Source organism: Mycobacterium sp. E3305, from assembly GCF_001666785.1.
In the GTDB taxonomy this organism is placed as follows: domain Bacteria; phylum Actinomycetota; class Actinomycetes; order Mycobacteriales; family Mycobacteriaceae; genus Mycobacterium.
Genome location: NZ_LZJA01000144.1, coordinates 1 through 17669, shown reverse-complemented (window position 1 = coordinate 17669; position 17669 = coordinate 1). Strand labels below are relative to the sequence as shown.

At 67.6% G+C, this 17669-nt stretch carries 19 protein-coding genes; 11 read left to right on the top strand and 8 right to left on the bottom strand.

The genetic code is table 11. From position 1 onward, the window contains the following. Window position 1: 1 nt before the first annotated feature. Window positions 2-841, bottom strand: a complete 840-nt coding sequence (locus A5701_RS13245) for an ABC transporter permease (protein ID WP_067753866.1) — start codon at window positions 839-841, stop codon at window positions 2-4. Window positions 842-1147: 306 nt separating this feature from the next. Here A5701_RS13245 and A5701_RS13240 point away from each other — a divergent pair, with 306 nt between their 5' ends. The 5 genes from A5701_RS13240 (at window position 1148) to A5701_RS13220 (ending at window position 5015) form a co-directional block, all read left to right on the top strand. Next, window positions 1148-1747 (top strand): TetR family transcriptional regulator, encoded by a 600-nt coding sequence (locus A5701_RS13240; protein WP_067753863.1) that lies wholly within the window; start codon window positions 1148-1150, stop codon window positions 1745-1747. A gap of 54 nt (window positions 1748-1801) precedes the next feature. Beyond that, a complete protein-coding gene (locus A5701_RS13235; protein WP_067753860.1) occupies window positions 1802-2083 on the top strand; it encodes a phosphoribosyl-ATP diphosphatase in 282 nt (93 codons plus the stop codon). Between the two features lie 2 nt (window positions 2084-2085). After that, complete coding sequence (gene hisG / locus A5701_RS13230) at window positions 2086-2943, top strand: ATP phosphoribosyltransferase (protein ID WP_067753857.1); 858 nt, start codon at window positions 2086-2088, stop codon at window positions 2941-2943. Between the two features lie 183 nt (window positions 2944-3126). Next, the gene (locus A5701_RS13225) at window positions 3127-3636 is read left to right on the top strand and encodes a DUF4126 domain-containing protein (protein WP_067753854.1); all 510 of its coding nucleotides are present in this window, start codon (window positions 3127-3129) and stop codon (window positions 3634-3636) included. Continuing rightward, window positions 3633-5015, top strand: coding sequence for an FAD-containing oxidoreductase (locus A5701_RS13220; protein WP_067753851.1), 1383 nt, complete (start codon window positions 3633-3635; stop codon window positions 5013-5015). The genes A5701_RS13225 and A5701_RS13220 overlap by 4 nt, the downstream gene beginning before the upstream one ends. Before the next feature lie 119 nt (window positions 5016-5134). Here the strand turns inward: A5701_RS13220 and A5701_RS13215 are convergent, their stop codons facing one another. Both A5701_RS13215 and A5701_RS13210 read right to left on the bottom strand, forming a co-directional pair. Next, window positions 5135-6406, bottom strand: coding sequence for a DEAD/DEAH box helicase (locus A5701_RS13215; protein WP_067753848.1), 1272 nt, complete (start codon window positions 6404-6406; stop codon window positions 5135-5137). Window positions 6407-6673: 267 nt separating this feature from the next. Further along, a complete protein-coding gene (locus tag A5701_RS13210) occupies window positions 6674-7564 on the bottom strand; it encodes a RecB family exonuclease (protein WP_067753914.1) in 891 nt (296 codons plus the stop codon). Between the two features lie 73 nt (window positions 7565-7637). Between A5701_RS13210 and trmI the strand changes: the two genes are divergently transcribed. Beyond that, complete coding sequence (gene trmI / locus A5701_RS13205; protein WP_067753845.1) at window positions 7638-8480, top strand: tRNA (adenine(58)-N(1))-methyltransferase TrmI; 843 nt, start codon at window positions 7638-7640, stop codon at window positions 8478-8480. An 8-nt stretch (window positions 8481-8488) separates the two neighbouring features. Here the strand turns inward: trmI and A5701_RS13200 are convergent, their stop codons facing one another. After that, complete coding sequence (locus A5701_RS13200; protein ID WP_067753837.1) at window positions 8489-8782, bottom strand: DUF503 domain-containing protein; 294 nt, start codon at window positions 8780-8782, stop codon at window positions 8489-8491. 8 nt (window positions 8783-8790) lie between these two features. Then, on the bottom strand, window positions 8791-9426 hold the full coding sequence (locus A5701_RS13195) for a hypothetical protein (protein ID WP_067753824.1): 636 nt from the start codon (window positions 9424-9426) through the stop codon (window positions 8791-8793). A gap of 310 nt (window positions 9427-9736) precedes the next feature. Here A5701_RS13195 and arc point away from each other — a divergent pair, with 310 nt between their 5' ends. Continuing rightward, on the top strand, window positions 9737-11563 hold the full coding sequence (gene arc, locus A5701_RS13190; RefSeq protein ID WP_067753911.1) for a proteasome ATPase: 1827 nt from the start codon (window positions 9737-9739) through the stop codon (window positions 11561-11563). A gap of 140 nt (window positions 11564-11703) precedes the next feature. Here arc and A5701_RS13185 read toward each other — a convergent pair whose 3' ends face one another. Both A5701_RS13185 and A5701_RS13180 read right to left on the bottom strand, forming a co-directional pair. Next, window positions 11704-12348, bottom strand: coding sequence for a hypothetical protein (locus A5701_RS13185; protein ID WP_067753819.1), 645 nt, complete (start codon window positions 12346-12348; stop codon window positions 11704-11706). A 9-nt stretch (window positions 12349-12357) separates the two neighbouring features. Next, a complete protein-coding gene (locus A5701_RS13180; RefSeq protein ID WP_082950448.1) occupies window positions 12358-13548 on the bottom strand; it encodes a hypothetical protein in 1191 nt (396 codons plus the stop codon). Window positions 13549-13719: 171 nt separating this feature from the next. Between A5701_RS13180 and dop the strand changes: the two genes are divergently transcribed. From dop to prcA, 4 genes are all read left to right on the top strand, one after another. After that, on the top strand, window positions 13720-15228 hold the full coding sequence (gene dop / locus A5701_RS13175) for a pup deamidase/depupylase (RefSeq protein ID WP_067753806.1): 1509 nt from the start codon (window positions 13720-13722) through the stop codon (window positions 15226-15228). Window positions 15229-15344: 116 nt separating this feature from the next. Beyond that, window positions 15345-15539 carry a ubiquitin-like protein Pup gene (locus A5701_RS13170; protein WP_067753803.1) on the top strand — a complete coding sequence of 65 codons (195 nt, stop codon included), beginning with the start codon at window positions 15345-15347 and terminating at the stop codon, window positions 15537-15539. Continuing rightward, window positions 15536-16414 (top strand): proteasome subunit beta, encoded by an 879-nt coding sequence (prcB, locus tag A5701_RS13165; protein WP_067753800.1) that lies wholly within the window; start codon window positions 15536-15538, stop codon window positions 16412-16414. Before A5701_RS13170 ends, prcB begins: the two co-directional genes overlap by 4 nt. Next, window positions 16411-17184, top strand: coding sequence for a proteasome subunit alpha (gene prcA, locus A5701_RS13160; protein ID WP_067753797.1), 774 nt, complete (start codon window positions 16411-16413; stop codon window positions 17182-17184). Before prcB ends, prcA begins: the two co-directional genes overlap by 4 nt. Before the next feature lie 175 nt (window positions 17185-17359). On the opposite strand, the gene A5701_RS28900 is transcribed toward prcA, so the two are convergent. After that, window positions 17360-17669: proteasome accessory factor PafA2 family protein (locus A5701_RS28900; protein WP_231972820.1), on the bottom strand; the 310-nt coding region annotated here is incomplete at its 5' end.

The window sequence follows — 17669 nt, the reverse complement described above, 5'->3', positions numbered from 1 at the left end:
GTCACAGCCCCGTCCTGGGGGACAACATGATGTAGAGCTGGCTGATGGCGACGTTGACAATCATCAGTAGCAGGATGGCCTCGACGACCGCCGCGTTCACCGAGTTTGCGACGCCCGTAGGTCCGCCCTTGGTGGACAAGCCTTTCTGGCTCGACACGATGGCCACGATGGCGCCGAACACGACCGCCTTGACCAGCGCCAGGATCATGTCGTCGGTCGTCGCGAAGGAGGCGAACGTCGACACGAAGCTGCCCGGCGCCCCGTTCTGGAAGTACACGTTGAACATGTAGCTCGCGAAGAATCCGGCGAAGCACACGACTCCGGTGAGGGCCACGCCGATCATCACCGCGGCGGCCAACCGGGGGACCACCAGACGACGGATCACCGAGACGCCCATCACCTCCATCGCGTCGGTCTCTTCGCGCATCGTTCGCGAGCCCAGATCGGCGGTGATGGCCGACCCGACGGCCGACGCCATCAGCACCGCGGCCACCAGCGATGCTCCCTGCCGGATGACCGCCAGGCCGCTGGCGGCCCCGGCCAGCGACGTGGCCCCAACCTGGCCGGCCAGCAGTGCGAACTGGATGGACAGCGTGACGCTGATCGGCAGTGACACCAGGATGGTCGGCAACACCGCGGTGCCTGCCATGAATGCGCCCTGGCGGACGAACTCCTGCCACTGAAATCGCCCGGTCATCAGGTCGAAGAAGAAATACTGTGCCGTGCGCACGCCCAAGACGAACTGTTCGCCCACCGTGGTCAGCGACGCGACGGGATGGCGCTTGACGTACCCGACCGACCAGTTCCGGATCGCGACGACACCATCGAGTTGCGTCGTCATAGCGGCGTGACCCAAAGCCCGCACAGCAAACTTATGGCAACCGTCATCGACTATCAGCTACCGCTTCCATCGGCCCTCTCCCCACCCCTGAATTCCTGAGTGCCGAGCAGACGACTTCCGACGCCGTCGAAGCCAATTCTTATTAAAATAATGTCAACAGGCGCCCAAGACTCTGCAGCTCATCGGTGTGTGCCGCATCACGTTAGCCTACTTGATAGCGACTTTCAATAGTGTAGAGTCACTCATCTGAGTTCGTCGCTGGACAGCGCCGCGGGGTTCCAATGTCGGATTGACGAAGGTGAAGGCATGCCCTCAGCAAACACCGGCTCGTTGCGGGACCGGCGTCGTGCTGAGCTAGTTTCGCAGATCCAGCAGACCGCCCAGCGGCTTTTCGCCGAACGTGGCTTCGACGCCGTGACGACCGAGGAGATCGCCTCGGCGGCCGGCGTATCGATCAGCACCTATTTCCGGTACGCACCCACCAAGGAGAGCCTGCTCGTCGGTCCCGTCCGGGAGGCCAGCGCCGAGATCGTCGAGTCCTACAGCGCGAGACCACCGGACGAGTCACCGGTCGAGGCGTTGATTCGGCTGTTCGTCGCGCGCGCCCAAGAGGTCATCGAAGTCCAGACGCTGGACACTTGGCGCCAGGCCGTCGCCACCGCCCCGCGGTTGCTGAGCCAATCGGTGCTGGTCACCGAGATCGAACACCGCGAATTCGTCGAGCAAGTGGCGTCCCGCATGGGCGTCGACGCAGCGGCAGACGTCCGGCCCGCGCTGTTGGTGCACACCAGCTTGGCCACGGCCAAATTCGTCATCGACCGCTGGCTCACCCAGCCCCCCGACGGCCCGGAGTTTCACGTTCAGCTCGAAGAGGCGCTGCGCATGACGCTCGCCGGGTTCGACTGACCGGCGGCGCTAAACGTCACCGGCGGAAACCGCCGTGACTTTGCTCGCCGCCGCGTGAAACAATCGCTGGCCGTGAAGACGTTTGAGCATCTGTTCGCCGAGTTGGGCGAGCGCGCCCGTAGCCGGCCGGCCGGCAGCGCGACGGTGGCCGCGCTGGACGGTGGCATCCACGGGTTGGGCAAGAAGATCCTCGAAGAGGCCGGCGAGGTATGGCTCGCCGCCGAACACGAACCCGACGAGGCGCTGGCCGAGGAGATCAGCCAGTTGCTCTACTGGACGCAGGTGTTGATGATCGCGCGTGGCCTGTCGCTCGACGACGTCTACCGGAAGCTCTGACGATGTTGCGGGTCGCGGTTCCCAACAAGGGCACGCTGAGCGAGCCGGCCAGCGAGATTCTCGCGGAGGCGGGCTACCGTCGTCGCACCGACTCCAAGGACCTCACCGTCATCGACCCGGTCAACCAGGTCGAGTTCTTCTTCCTGCGGCCCAAAGACATTGCGATCTATGTGGGTTCGGGGCAGCTCGATTTCGGCATCACCGGACGCGATCTGGTCCGCGACTCGGACGCGCCGGTGCGCGAGAGGCTGGCCTTGGGTTTCGGGTCGTCGAGTTTTCGCTACGCCGGCCCAGCCGGGCGTGAGTGGACGACGGCGGACCTGGCCGGTAGGCGGATCGCGACCGCGTACCCCAATCTGGTGCGAAAAGATCTGGCGGAACGCGGCATTGAAGCGACCGTCATCCGACTCGACGGGGCGGTGGAGATTTCGGTGCAGCTCGGCGTGGCCGACGCCATCGCCGACGTGGTCGGCTCCGGGCGCACGCTGAGCCTGCACGACCTGGTGGCCTTCGGCGATCCGCTGTGCGATTCGGAGGCGGTGCTGATCGAGGGCGCCGACCCGGACGGCCAGGGCGGCATGCGAGCGGCGCGCGATCAGCTGGTGGCGCGGATCCAGGGTGTGGTTTTCGGGCAGCAATACCTGATGCTCGACTATGACTGCCCGCGTTCCGTCCTGGGAAAGGCCACGGCGATCACGCCGGGTTTGGAGTCGCCGACCATCGCGCCGCTCGCCGATCCGGACTGGGTCGCGATCCGCGCGCTCGTGCCCCGCCGTGGCGTGAACGAGATCATGGACGAGCTGGCCGCCATCGGCGCCAAAGCCATTCTGGCTTCCGACATCAGGTTCTGCCGGTTCTGACCAACCGCTCGAGCGTCACGCTAGCGTGACGCTCGGCGCCGGCGGTCACGCTAGCGTGACGCTCGAGGCGGGTGCCGCGACCGCAGCTGTGTTAGCGTCCGCCTAGGGCTGTTTGCCCGTGTCACCCTCATGGGCCGTCATCCCTCACCATTGCCGGGCTGTTCGATCCCCAGGAGGGTCTTCGTGACACACGCGCTTATTCTGCTGCTGGCTTTCCTGATTGGCGTCATCGCCGGGCTGCGTTCGCTGACGGCCCCCGCCGTGGTCGCCTGGGCGGCCTATCTTGGCTGGCTCGACCTCCATGGCACGTGGGCGTCGTGGATGGCCAACATCATCACGGTCATCGTCTTCACCGTTCTCGCGGTCGGCGAACTGGTCAACGACAAGCTGCCCAAGACGCCGGCCCGCACGGCGCCGCCGATCTTCGCCGCCAGGATCGTCATGGGCGGATTGGCGGGGGCTGCGCTCGGCGCCTGGCCGCACTGGACCTTCACCGCGCTCGGGGCCGGCGTCATCGGCGCGGTGCTCGGCACACTCGGCGGCTATCAGGCCCGCAAGCGGCTGGCCGCCGTGGCCGGCAGGGACCTGCCCATCGCGCTGCTCGAGGATGCGGTCGCGATCTTGGGCGGGTTCGCCATCGCCGCGGTGACGGGTCACGTGCTGACGGAATACATCCTGACGGCCGTTAAGTGACACAGCATTTCGACGCGATCATCGTCGGCGCCGGGCAGGCCGGGCCCCCGTTGGCCGGGCGGCTGACTGGGGCCGGGCAACGGGTTGCGCTGGTGGAGCGCAAACTGATCGGCGGCACATGCGTGAACACCGGATGCATCCCGACCAAGACCCTGGTCGCCAGCGCGTACGCCGCTCACCTCGCGCGCCGCGGTGCGGATTTCGGTGTGGCGACCGGACCGGTCAGCGTGGACATGGCGAAAGTCAAGGCACGCAAGGACGAAATCATGCTGGGCGACCGTAAGGGCGTCGAGGACTGGTTGGCGGGAATGGACGGTTGCACCGTCTTTCGTGGGCACGCAAGGTTCGAGGACCCGCACACGTTGCGTGTCGACTCCCGAGACGGGCAAGACGTGCTGCACGCCGACCGGATTTTCCTCAACGTCGGCGGTCGGGCGGTGGTGCCGGAAATCCCCGGGCTCTCCGACATCGAGTTCTTGACCAACGTGTCGATCCTCGAACTCGACACGCTGCCAAGCCACCTCGTCATTCTCGGCGGTAGCTACATCGCGCTGGAGTTCGCCCAGATGTACCGGCGCTTCGGCGCCCGGGTGACCGTCGTCGAGCGGGGTTCCCGGCTGGCATCCCGCGAGGACGAGGACGTGTCCGCCACCGTCCGCGACATCCTGGAGGGCGAGGACATCGACGTCATCGTCGGCGCCGATGACGTGCGAATCATCAAGAAGGACAATGGCTTTGAACTGACCCCGAGCGACGGCGCCGCCCCGGTCGCCGGCAGTCACCTGCTGCTGGCCGTGGGCCGACGGCCCAACACCGACGACCTGGGCCTCGAGGCGGCCGGTGTGCAGACCGACGCCCGCGGCTACATCGTCGTCGACGACCAGCTCAAGACGAACGTCGACCACATCTGGGCGATGGGAGACTGCAACGGCAAAGGCGCCTTCACCCACACCTCTTACAACGATTTCGAGATCGTCGCCGCCAACCTGCTCGACGACGACCCGCGCCGGGTCAGCGACCGCATCACCACCTACGCGCTCTACATCGACCCGCCGCTGGGGCGTGCCGGGATGACCGTTGACCAGGTACGTGCGTCGGGACGCAAGGCGCTGGTAGGCAAGCGTCCGATGACGCGGGTCGGCCGGGCGGTGGAAAAGGGTGAGACGCAGGGGTTTATGAAAGTCGTCGTGGATGCCGACACCCGGGAGATACTGGGAGCGGCCATCTTCGGCGTCGGCGGCGACGAGGCCGTTCACGAGATCCTGGACGTCATGTCGGCCAAAGCGCCCTACACGACGCTGGCTCGCACCATGCACATCCATCCCACCGTCAGCGAGCTCATTCCCACGATGCTGCAGGAGATGACGCCGCTGCAGTAGTGGCGATCGCAAGCGCGGCGTTGGCCGGGCGCGGCGGGTCGCCACCATTGGCTAGTGGCGATCGCGAGCGCGGCGTTGGCCGGGCGCGGCGGGTCGCCACCATCGACTCGTGGCAGTCCCTACCGCGACGCCGGGGCGGGGCGACGCGAGCGGCGTCGCCTGTTGCGCGCCGCGCTCGCCCGGGGCGCACGAGTCGCCACCGGGGCCGGCGCGACGACCTCGCGTGGCGCCGGCTGGCCGGCCAGGGCGTGGATGACGGGGGAGGCCGCGGTTACCTGCTGGGGCACGGCGCGAATGGCAGCCTTGCGCATCATCGATTCGGCGTCCCGGCGTTGGTCGGGCAACACGATGGTGACCACGTCGCCGGAAGCGCCGGCGCGGGCCGTGCGGCCGGACCGGTGCAGGTAGGCCTTGTGCTCCGGCGGCGGGTCGACATGGACGACCAGCTCGATGTTGTCGACGTGCACGCCACGCGCGGCGATGTCCGTTGCCACAAGCACTCTCGCGTGACCGGCCGCGAACGCCGCCAGGTTTCGGTCGCGCACGTTCTGGGAAAGGTTGCCGTGCAACTCGACCGACGGGATGCCGGACTGCGTGAGTTGGCGGGCCAGCTTCCGGGCCTGATGCTTGGTCCGCATGAACAGGATTCGCCGGGATTCGCCCGAGGCCAACCGGTGCACCAGGTCCTTCTTGGCCTGGGGTCCGTCGACACAGAAGAGATGATGTGTCATCGCGGGAGTCACGGATGCCGGTTCGGCGACCGATCGCGTCACGGGGTCGCTGAGGAATCGCTTCACCAGGGTGTCGACCGCGGCATCGAGAGTGGCCGAGAACAGCATCCGCTGCCCGGCCGCCGGCGTGGCCGCCAAGATGCGGGTGACCGTGGGCAGGAAGCCCAGATCGGCCATGTGGTCGGCCTCGTCGATCACGGTCACCTGTACGGCGCTCAGCGTGACGATGCCCTGCTTCATCAGGTCGTCCAGCCGGCCCGGGCAGGCGACGACGATGTCGACGCCGGATTTCAGCGCCGCGGCCTGCCGGTGCTGCGGCACCCCGCCGAAGACGGTGGTCACGCGCAGACCCCGAACCGCGGCGAGCGGCGCGATGGTCGCGGCGATCTGCGTCGCGAGTTCGCGGGTGGGCGCCAACACCAGCCCGGTCGGCTTGCCCGGTCGGCGGTTACCCGCATCGAGTCGGCTCACCAGCGGGATCGAGAAGGCGAGCGTCTTGCCGCTACCGGTCTTGCCGCGGCCCAACACATCACGGCCGGCAAGCGTGTCCGGCAGGGTCTCGATCTGGATTGGGAACGGCCGGTGGGCGCCGCCCTTGGCGAGCGCGTCAACCAGCGGTGGGCTCACCCCGAGGTGCGCAAATGTTTTGTCTTCAAGCATGTTTCACTGTCCCTAAAGCGTCGGTGGTAGCGAGATTGCCCGTATGGCAACGTCGATCGCCGCGACTCGAGGCTGTGCAGAGCGCACCTAGTCATCTCGGACTCGGCGCCCCGCGGGGATCTGAGAGGAAATAACGAATCGATCACGACGTGCTGGCAGGCCATTTGGCGCCAACGTTGACAACATCCTACCGCACTCGCCGGTGAACTATTGCGTCCGGACGCTCAGGCCGCAATGACGCTCGTCACATCTGCGGACGGGCTGCGATCACGCCGCCGGTTCGGTCGGTTGCGAAACGCCTTGTGACAGAGCGATATCCGGCCATCCGGGGTAGGTTGGCGGGGTTCCGCCGAACAACGGGCAGTACTGCTGGTGGGGGCACCAGTCACACAACCGCGACTGGCTGGGACGGAAATCGCCGGTCCGGCCTGCGGATTGGATGGCACGCCACATCGCCATCAGGGTCTTCTCGAAGCGCAGCAACTCGTCGTGGTCGGGCGAATAATCCAACACCTGCCCATCCGCGAGGTAGATGAGCCGCAGCCGAGTGGGTGGTACGCCGCGCGTGCGCAGCAGGGCCACCGCGTAGAACTTCATCTGGAACATCGCCTTGAACTCGGCCAGGGCCCGCGCCGCCGGCGGGGCCTTGCCGGTCTTGTAATCGACCACCCGCGTCTCCCCGGTGGCGGCGAGGTCGATCCGGTCGATGAATCCGCGCAGCAGCGTGCCGTCGGCGAGTTCGACCTCCACGCGCTCCTCGCAGCACTGCGGATCGAAGCGCGTCGGGTCCTCGAGGCGGTAGTAACCGAAGAGCAGCGCCCGAGCCTCGGCGATCAGCTGGCCGCGCTGCTCGGGATCGAAGTCACCGGCCAGGTCGGGCGTCGCGGCGATCACCTGTTCCCAGGCCGGCTCGACCAGCGCCAGCGCGGTGTCGGGGCCGCGCTGCGCGGCGGGCAGCCCGTACAGCTGCTGCAGCGCCGCGTGCACCACCGAGCCGCGCAGTTGTGCGGCCGACGGCGCCTCGGGCAACCGATCGATCGCCCGGAACCGGTAGAGCAACGGACACTGCTTGAAGTCCGCCGCCCGCGACGGGGACAGCGCCGGTTTCGACGCCGGTCTTGCAGCCGGCCGCGCGAGTGCCTGCGGCTGGTCGGTCATGTCCGCAGCGTAGAACCGGGTGCCGACAACCCCGAGCACCGCCCGCGGCGAGTCGGCTGGCACGCTAGACGGCGTGTCCGCAACCGGCCCGTTCACCGTCGGGGAACGCGTCCAACTCACCGACGCCAAAGGCCGGCACTACACGATGGCGCTCACCCCCGGCGCGGAGTTCCATACCCATCGCGGCTCGATCGCCCACGACGCGTTGATCGGGCAGGAGCAGGGCACTGTGGTCAAGTCCAGCAACGGTGCGCCCTTCCTGGTGCTGCGCCCGCTGCTGGTCGACTACATCATGTCGATGCCCCGCGGCCCGCAGGTCATCTATCCCAAGGACGCCGCGCAGATCGTGCACGAAGGTGACATCTTCCCGGGCGCGCGCGTGCTGGAGGCCGGGGCCGGATCGGGGGCGCTGACCTGCTCGCTGCTGCGTGCGGTCGGACCCGACGGGCGGGTGGTCTCCTACGAGCAGCGCGCCGACCACGCCGAGCACGCCCGCCGCAACGTCTCGGTGTTCTACGGCCGGCCGCCGGACAACTGGGAGCTGATTGTCAGCGACGTCGCCGACTCCGATTGGCCCGACGGCTCGTTCGACCGCGCCGTGCTCGACATGCTCGCGCCGTGGGAGGTGCTCGACGCGGTCGCCCGGCTGCTGATCCCCGGCGGCGTGCTGATGGTCTACGTCGCCACCGTGACCCAGCTGTCGCGGGTCGTCGAGGCCCTGCGTGCCCAGCAGTGCTGGACCGAACCCCGGTCGTGGGAGACGCTGCAACGCGGCTGGAACGTCGTCGGTCTGGCCGTTCGGCCGCAGCACTCCATGCGCGGGCATACCGCGTTCCTGGTCTTCACGCGACGGCTCGCGCCCGGCGTCGTCGCGCCGGCGCCGTTGGGGCGCAAACGCGAGGGCCGCGACGGCTGACCGGGGCCTCAATCGTCGCTGCGCTGCAGGCCCCGTCGCACCGACAGCAGCTCGAACTCGGGGTGCGCGGCCACCAGCCGTTCGGCCGCGTCGAGGACGTCTACGGCATGGCTTCGGTCTCCGGACACCGTGGCCACGCCGATGCCGGCGCGCCGATGCAGCTCGTGCGAACCCGTCTCGGCCGCCGACACGCTGAACTTGCGTTGCAGTTCGGCGACGACGGGGCGGATCACCGACCGCTTCTCTTTGAGTGACCGGACGTCGCCGAGCAGGACGTCGAACTCAAGCCAGCCGATCCACATGCCGCGGGTCAACCGGGTGGGCTCGGCGTCGGGCCGGGCTCGGGCGGCGGCGCAGGCGCCGGGGCGGGTTGCGGCGCAGGTGCAGGCGCAGGGGCCGGCTCGGGAGGCGGTGCCGGGTTGGGCGGCGGTGTCCCGGGTGACTTGCCCAGCGCCAACAGCATCTCGGCGGTTCGCCGCGACAACTGCCAACCGCCTTGGAACGGCGTGAATTCCATCGGGAAGTGGAAGCTGGCGTTGGGCCGCTGGGCGGTGTTGACGTCGATGTTCGCCACCACGTTGCCGGGGGTCTTGTCGGACCAGGCGATGTCGTGCGCGACGAAGGTCATCGGCAGGTAGCCGTTGTCACGCAACGCGTTGGTGAACTTGTCCAACGTGTCCGCGCTCTCGGGGGTGGCGCCTTCGACCAAAGTCACCTTGTTGATACCGGGTACGTTCGGGTCGGCGAGCCGGGTCAAGATGTCGGTAAGGGCTTCAGGCGTCGGCAGCGGGGTAGTCGGAGGTACGACAACCGTGCTCGACGTGGCGGGGGCCGCCGCGGGCATGGAGGAGGCGATGCGGGGTTGCTGATGCGACGAACATCCCGAGATCCCGACCGCCGCCAAGACGGTGACGGCGCTCACGGCTGCGGACCGGTGTCGGCGCATCCCGTCGATCAGGCCGGTCGGGGGGTCGGGGCGCTTCCCGAAGTGGGCGCCCGCCGCGCGGTCGGGCCAACGGGTGCAACTGAACTCACACCCGCGGTCGCCACGCCGACGTCGGCGGTGCCGACAAAGCCTGTGGCGAGGCTTTTTGCGGTCACGGCGGCCCTTTCGATCAGCGAGATTAGTGGCCGAGATTACCAGCGAGACGAAAATCTTAACTTTTCGTGGGTATTTGACTCCGCACATCATTGGTCAATCGCCGGTAGCTTTGAAGTATCCACCGCGCCAATTCGGTGTGGGAAAGGAGCGCAACATGGGTGGCTCAGAGCGTTCTGAATCATTCGGTACCCCCCGCGAGTCAGGCATGTCCCCCGGCGATGCTGCCGAATTGGAAGAATTACGCCGCGAGGCAGCGTTGCTGCGCGAGCAACTCGAGCATGCGGCCGGACAAGGCGGCGCGCGCTCTGCGCGCGATGTGCATCAGCTCGAAGCCCGGATCGACTCGCTTGCGGCCCGCAACTCGAAGTTGATGGAGACGCTCAAAGAGGCGCGCCAGCAACTACTCGCGTTGCGTGAGGAAGTCGACCGGCTCGGACAGCCGCCGAGTGGCTACGGCGTGTTGCTGGGCGCGCATGAGGACGACACAGTCGACGTGTTCACCTCGGGTCGCAAGATGCGGCTGACGTGCTCGCCCAACATCGACGTCGGGTCGCTGCGGAAGGGCCAGACGGTCCGCCTCAACGAGGCGCTGACGGTCGTCGAGGCCGGCACGTTCGAATCCGTCGGCGAGATCTCGACGTTGCGCGAACTGCTGGCAGACGGGCATCGGGCGTTGGTTGTCGGTCATGCCGACGAAGAACGCATCGTGTGGCTCGCCGAGCCGCTGGTGGCCGAGGACCTGCCGGAAGGGCATCCCGACGCGCTCAACGACGACACCAGGCCGCGCAAGTTGCGGCCTGGCGACTCGTTGCTGGTGGACACCAAGGCCGGCTACGCGTTCGAGCGCATTCCCAAGGCCGAGGTCGAAGACCTGGTGCTGGAAGAGGTGCCCGACGTCAGCTACTCCGACATCGGTGGTCTGACGCGCCAGATCGAGCAGATCCGCGACGCCGTGGAGCTGCCGTTCCTGCACAAGGAGCTGTATCGGGAGTACGCGCTGCGCCCGCCCAAGGGTGTGCTGCTGTACGGCCCGCCCGGTTGCGGGAAGACGCTGATCGCGAAGGCGGTGGCGAATTCGTTGGCCAAGAAGATGGCCGAGGTCCGTGGCGACGACGCGCGCGAGGCGAAGTCCTACTTCCTCAACATCAAGGGCCCCGAGCTGCTGAACAAGTTCGTCGGCGAGACCGAGCGCCACATCCGGCTGATCTTCCAGCGGGCCCGGGAGAAGGCGTCCGAGGGAACGCCCGTGATCGTGTTCTTCGACGAGATGGACTCGATCTTCCGCACCCGTGGTACCGGCGTCTCGTCGGACGTCGAGACCACCGTCGTCCCGCAGCTGCTGAGCGAGATCGACGGCGTCGAGGGTCTGGAGAACGTCATCGTGATCGGCGCCTCCAACCGCGAGGACATGATCGACCCCGCGATCTTGCGGCCCGGCCGTCTGGACGTGAAGATCAAGATCGAGCGTCCGGATGCCGAAGCGGCGCAAGACATCTTCTCGAAGTACCTGGTCGAGACCCTGCCGGTGCACGCCGACGACCTCGCCGAGTTCGGGGGCGACCGGTCGGCCTGCATCCACGCGATGATCGAAAAGGTCGTCGAGCGGATGTACGCCGAGATCGACGACAACCGGTTCCTGGAGGTCACCTACGCCAACGGTGACAAGGAAGTCATGTACTTCAAGGACTTCAACTCCGGGGCGATGATCCAGAACGTCGTCGACCGGGCGAAGAAGAACGCGATCAAGTCGGTGCTGGAGACCGGGCAACCGGGTCTGCGCATCCAGCACCTGCTCGACTCGATCGTCGACGAATTCGCCGAGAACGAGGACCTGCCCAACACCACCAACCCCGATGACTGGGCGCGGATTTCGGGCAAGAAGGGCGAGCGGATCGTCTACATCCGCACCCTGGTCACCGGCAAGAGCTCGAGCGCATCGCGGGCCATCGACACCGAATCCAACCTGGGCCAGTACCTGTAGGGCGCTAAGCCGCGCCGCGACTCAGACCACGCACACGCCGTGGTTTGAGTCGCGGCGCGCTTGCTCAGGGTTCGGGTCGCGCCGCCGCGACACTTAAAACGGCGCGCACGACACGCCGCCAGGGATGTGCGTGGCAGCCGTCAGTCGGTCACCAGCGAATAGCTGTTGGTCAGGTTGTCCTGCAGCACCTGGGCCGCCCGGGTCCGCGTGTCGACGCGCAGTTCGTCGGTGAGCACGCGCGGTTGGTAGCTCCACCCCGCCGGCAGGTCGAGCCGCTCGGCGAGCCCCGGCAGGTCCGCTTGCGACAGGTTGGGGTCGGCGACCTGGCTCAAGGTCTGCATCACCCAGTGCTGCCCTTGGGGGTCGATCAGCTCGTAGACCTGTTCACCGGCGTTGAAGACGAAGACCGTGTGCCGGTTGACCTTGTTCGGGATGTAGGGCGCCGGATTCATCGAAGAGAGCAGCACCGTGGCCTGCTGAATCATCTCGATACCGCCGAAAGTCTTCGTGATCTGAGGACCCTGGGCTTCCTTTTCGATGGCGTTCATCAGCCAGTACCGCGGACCGTTGAGCAGGGCTGCGGCCACGCCGTTTTCGGCGGCGATGGCGTGCGGGTCGAGCGCGGACCACAGCTCGGCGGGACAGTCGTTGAGCGGGAAGCTGTTGTAAACCGTTGCCTGCGGGCCGGCTTCGCCGGCGGTTACCAGGAGCACTTCGCCGTAGCGTTTTCCTGCCAGGTCGAGCGCGTGTTTGCCGACGGCACGGTCGGACTCGGGGGCGGACACACGGTGAAGTTAGTCACTACGGTCGGTGTCGTCAACAGCACCGGCGGTCGGCGCGACGGCGCCGCGGTAGCGGTTGCGGGCGATCAGCGTGGCATGCAGGTCACCGATCAGCGGATCCAGGAAGGTGGACCGATACTCGGCGTCGCCGGCCGCGCGGGCGCTGATGTACATGAAGGTCAGCGCGCCCAGGAAAAGGCTCATGTGCACCAGCGAGTCCGGGACCGGCAGCGTGAAGCCCAACACCGTCGCGGTGCTCTTGTAGGTGTGGGTCCATTCGTTGAGCAGTTCCGGGCTCAGCACGATCAGGCCGAGAATCAAATAGATGGTGGCCGTGACCACCGCCACCACCAGGATCTGTGCCAGCTGGGACGCGGCCAGAACGAACACCACGTTGAGGCGTTCGCTCTTCCTCAACGGCGTGCTGTCCGGGGCGTCCGGCATGGTCGCGAACGGCGTGCCCGCGAGGTGCTCGGCGTCTCCGGGCAAGGCCGCCGCCGACTTCAGCGTCGGTCGCACCCGCTCCACCGTGGCCGAGATGACGAACGCCGCCGCGATGGAGACCAGGAACGCCATCGCCAGCCCGAGCCGGTTCCCGCTGATCGTGGCGGCCATCAGCCAGACGTAGGTGTTGAAGAAGACCAACGCCGTCAGCAGCACGACCGGCAACGCCCGGACCGCCAGCGCGCCGACCATGGTGAAGTGCGACAGCATCATGCGGACCGCCCAGCCGACCACCGAACCGACGCCGAAGCCGGTCAGGATCAGCACGACGGCGATGACGGCGGCCTGCTGCGGCAGCTGCGCAGCGTCTCCCGTCGCCACGCCGACGGACACCACCACCACGACCGACGCCGTCGCTATCGTCGCGCGCGCCCGCCCGTTGCGCGATCGCGACACCAGCCAGCCGACGACCGCCATCAGCGGGAGGCTGAGGCCGACGACGACGAGCACGAGCAGCTCCGAAGTCGTTGGTGTGCCGGTGATTTCGACGTCGTGGCCGCCGGTGATCAGATACACCAGCAGGATGCAGGCCTGCAGCGCCGCGTACGCCGCGAGCACCGGCGCCGCGCGCGGCCAGAGCCGGCGCCACCGGGCGCGCCTCGTCAGTACGGACGGCAAACCCCGCGCCAGGAACCAGCTTTCAGCCGCGCCGTTCACCGGACCGCGGCGGCGCGGGGCGCGGCGCAGACTTAGGTCCATGGCGGCTCACCCTACGACGGGCGCCCCGCTCGCGCTGGTCGTTGAGCGACTAGGGCCGCCTTCTCAACGCCCCGCCGCGCGGGGCGCATCGTCGGCGGGCCTAGCCCGATTGCCCGCCTTCTCAACGCCCCGCCGCGCGGGGCGCATCGTCGGCGGGCCTACGCTTAGGCCATGCAACGGATTATCGGGACGGAGGTCGAGTACGGCATTTCATCGCCGTCGGACCCGACGGCCAACCCGATCCTCACTTCGACCCAGGCGGTGCTGGCCTATGCCGCCGCCGCCGGCATTCAGCGCGCCAAACGCACCCGCTGGGACTACGAGGTGGAATCACCGTTGCGGGACGCCCGCGGTTTTGATCTGAGCCGCTCGGCGGGCCCGCCTCCAGTGGTCGACGCCGACGAAGTCGGCGCGGCCAACATGATCCTGACCAACGGCGCGCGGCTCTACGTCGACCACGCCCACCCCGAATACTCGGCGCCCGAGTGCACCGACCCGCTGGACGCGGTGATCTGGGATAAGGCCGGCGAACGCGTCATGGAGGCCGCCGCCAGGCACGTCGCCAGCGTGCCCGGGGCGGCCAAGCTGCAGCTCTACAAGAACAACGTCGATGGCAAGGGCGCCTCCTACGGGTCGCACGAGAACTACCTGATGTCGCGGCAGACACCGTTTTCGTCGATCATCGCGGGACTGACCCCTTTCCTGGTATCCCGCCAGGTGGTGACCGGCTCCGGCCGGGTCGGCATCGGGCCCTCCGGCGACGAGCCCGGCTTCCAGCTGTCCCAGCGCTCCGATTACATCGAGGTCGAGGTCGGCCTCGAGACCACCCTCAAGCGCGGCATCATCAACACCCGCGACGAACCGCACGCCGACGCGGACCGATACCGCCGGCTGCACGTCATCATCGGCGACGCCAACCTCGCCGAGACGTCGACCTACCTCAAGCTGGGCACGACGGCGCTGGTGCTGGACTTGATCGAGGTCGGCCCGGAACACGGGATCGACCTGAGCGACCTGGTGCTGGCCCGGCCGGTGCACGCGGTCCATGCGATCAGCCGCGATCCGTCGCTGCGGGTCGCCGTGGCCCTTGCCGACGGGCGGGAATTGACCGGCCTTGCGTTGCAACGGATTTACCTGGATCGGGTGGCGAAGCTCGTCGACAGCCGCGACCCCGATCCCCGCGCGGCCGACATCGTGGAGACCTGGGCGCAGGTGCTCGACCAACTCGAGCGGGACCCGATGGAGTGCGCCGAGGTGCTCGACTGGCCCGCCAAGCTGCGCCTGCTCGAGGGTTTCCGTCAGCGAGAGAACCTGAGCTGGTCGGCGCCAAGGCTGCACCTCGTCGACCTGCAATATTCCGACGTCCGGCTGGACAAGGGCCTGTACAACCGGCTCGTCGCCCGCGGCTCGATGAAGCGGTTGGTCACCGAGCACCAGGTGCTGGAGGCGGTGGACAACCCGCCGACTGACACGCGCGCGTACTTCCGCGGTGAGTGCCTGCGCAGGTTCGGTGCCGACATCGCCGCGGCCAGCTGGGACTCGGTCATCTTCGACCTCGGCGGTGACTCGTTGGTGCGCATTCCGACGCTGGAGCCGCTGCGGGGCAGCAAGGCGCACGTCGGGGCGCTGCTGGACTCGGTGGATAGCGCCGCCGAACTGGTCGAACAACTCACCAGCTAAGCCGGTTAAACCGGGGAACGTCGGGGTTGACCGGTAGGGTAGAGATACCAGCGAGCAGTGTGGCTTAAAAGGCAAGCGAGCCGCTGAACAAGTTCAGATGAAGCAGGAGGCCGGCGATGGCTCAAGAGCAGACCAAGCGTGGCGGTGGTGGTGGCGACGACGACGATCTCGCCGACAGCACGGCCGCGGGCCAGGAGCGCCGCGAGAAGCTAGCCGAGGACACCGACGATCTGCTCGACGAGATCGACGACGTGCTCGAAGAGAACGCCGAAGATTTCGTCCGGGCATACGTCCAAAAGGGCGGACAGTGACCTGGCCCTTCTCCGATCGCCTGTCCACTAACTCCGCATTCCCGGGAACCCCCGCCGTAGACCTGTCGTCGTTTGCTGACTTCCTGCGCCGCCAAGCGCCGGAGCTGCTGCCGGCGAGCCTCGGTGGCGGTGCCCACGCCGATGGGGTGGGCTCGCAGCTGCCGCACGGCACCACCATCGTCGCCCTGAAGTTTCCCGGTGGCGTCGTCATCGCCGGGGACCGTCGCTCGACCCAGGGCAACATGATCGCCGGGCGCGACGTGAAAAAGGTCTATGTGACCGACGACTACACGGCGACCGGCATCGCGGGCACCGCGGCCATCGCCGTGGAGTTCGCCCGCCTCTACGCCGTCGAACTCGAGCACTACGAGAAGCTCGAAGGCGTGCCGCTCACGTTTGCCGGCAAGGTGAACCGACTGGCGATCATGGTGCGCGGAAACCTGGCCGCGGCGATGCAGGGCCTGGTGGCTCTGCCGCTGCTGGCGGGGTACGACATCGACGCGCCCGACCCCGAAGGCGCCGGCCGGATCGTCTCGTTCGACGCCGCCGGCGGCTGGAACCTGGAGGAAGAGGGTTATCAGTCGGTGGGGTCGGGCTCGATCTTCGCCAAGTCCTCCATAAAGAAGTTGTATTCGCGGGTCGTCGATGCCGATTCGGCGGTGCGGGTGGCCGTCGAGGCGCTCTACGACGCCGCCGATGACGACTCCGCCACCGGCGGGCCTGACTTGGTTCGGGGCATCTACCCGACGGCGGTCACCATCGGCGCCGAGGGGGCGGCCGAGGTGCCCGAGAGCCGGATCGCCGAGCTCGCCCGCGAGGTGATCGAAAGCCGCTCACGCGCAGACACTTTCGGCCCCGACGGTGGTGAGAAGTGAGCTTCCCGTATTTCATATCGCCCGAGCAGGCGATGCGCGAGCGCAGCGAGCTCGCGCGCAAAGGCATCGCGCGCGGCAAGAGCGTGGTGGCGCTGGTCTACGCCGGTGGTGTGCTGTTCGTGGCGGAGAACCCGTCGCGGTCCCTGCAGAAGATCAGTGAGCTCTACGATCGCGTCGGCTTCGCGGCCGCCGGCAAGTTCAACGAATTCGACAACCTGCGCCGCGGCGGAATCCAGTTCGCCGACACCCGGGGCTACGCCTACGACCGCCGCGACGTCACGGGACGCCAGCTGGCCAACGTCTACGCGCAGACCCTGGGCACCATTTTCACCGAGCAGGCTAAGCCGTACGAGGTGGAATTGTGCGTCGCCGAGGTGGCGCACTACGGCGAGACGAAACCGCCTGAGCTGTATCGCATCACCTACGACGGGTCGATCGCCGACGAGCCGCACTTCGTGGTGATGGGCGGCACCACCGAGCCGATCACGACCGCGCTCAAGGAGTCCTACGCGGAGAACGCCGACTTGCGCGAGGCGACCAAAATCGCCGTGAAGGCGCTGCGGGCCGGCAGCACCGACGGTTCAGGCGGGGACCAGCCCTCCCCGGACGTGGGCAGCCTGGAGGTCGCCATCCTGGACGTCAACCGGCCACGCCGGGCGTTCCGGCGCATCAACCGGGCCACGTTGGAAGGTCTGCTGCAAGAGGGCGATTCGAGGCAGTCGGAAACCAACGGCGAAGCGCCGGAATCCAACGGCGACGCCGCGGGCTGACTCGGGCCCGCCGCGTGCGCTGTTCGCTACGGGCTGAACACCGCGCCCGCAGGTGTCCGAGTTGTCGACGTCCCGTTGAGGTCCCCAGGCGGTGCCCTGGCGGGCTTCGCGAAACTCGTCCGGATCCGTAGGCGCGGCTTCCGCACCGTCCCGGTCAGACAACCAGTACGCTCGATTACGTGCAGCGACGAATTATGGGCATCGAGACCGAGTTCGGTGTCACCTGCACGTTCCACGGCCATCGCCGGCTGTCGCCGGACGAGGTCGCCCGGTACCTGTTCCGGCGCGTCGTGTCGTGGGTGACCAGCTGCACCAGGCTGTCGCACTCGGCCGTCGCGTACTCGGGGTGGCTGCCCACGTCGAGGTACAGGCGGGCGCCGTTGCGAAGAAAAACGTTCGAGCTGCGCCCCCACGACACGACGCGCCGGAACAGGTACCGGGCGACCTCGTCCGGCGACAGCCGGCGATGGCCGTGGAACGTGCAG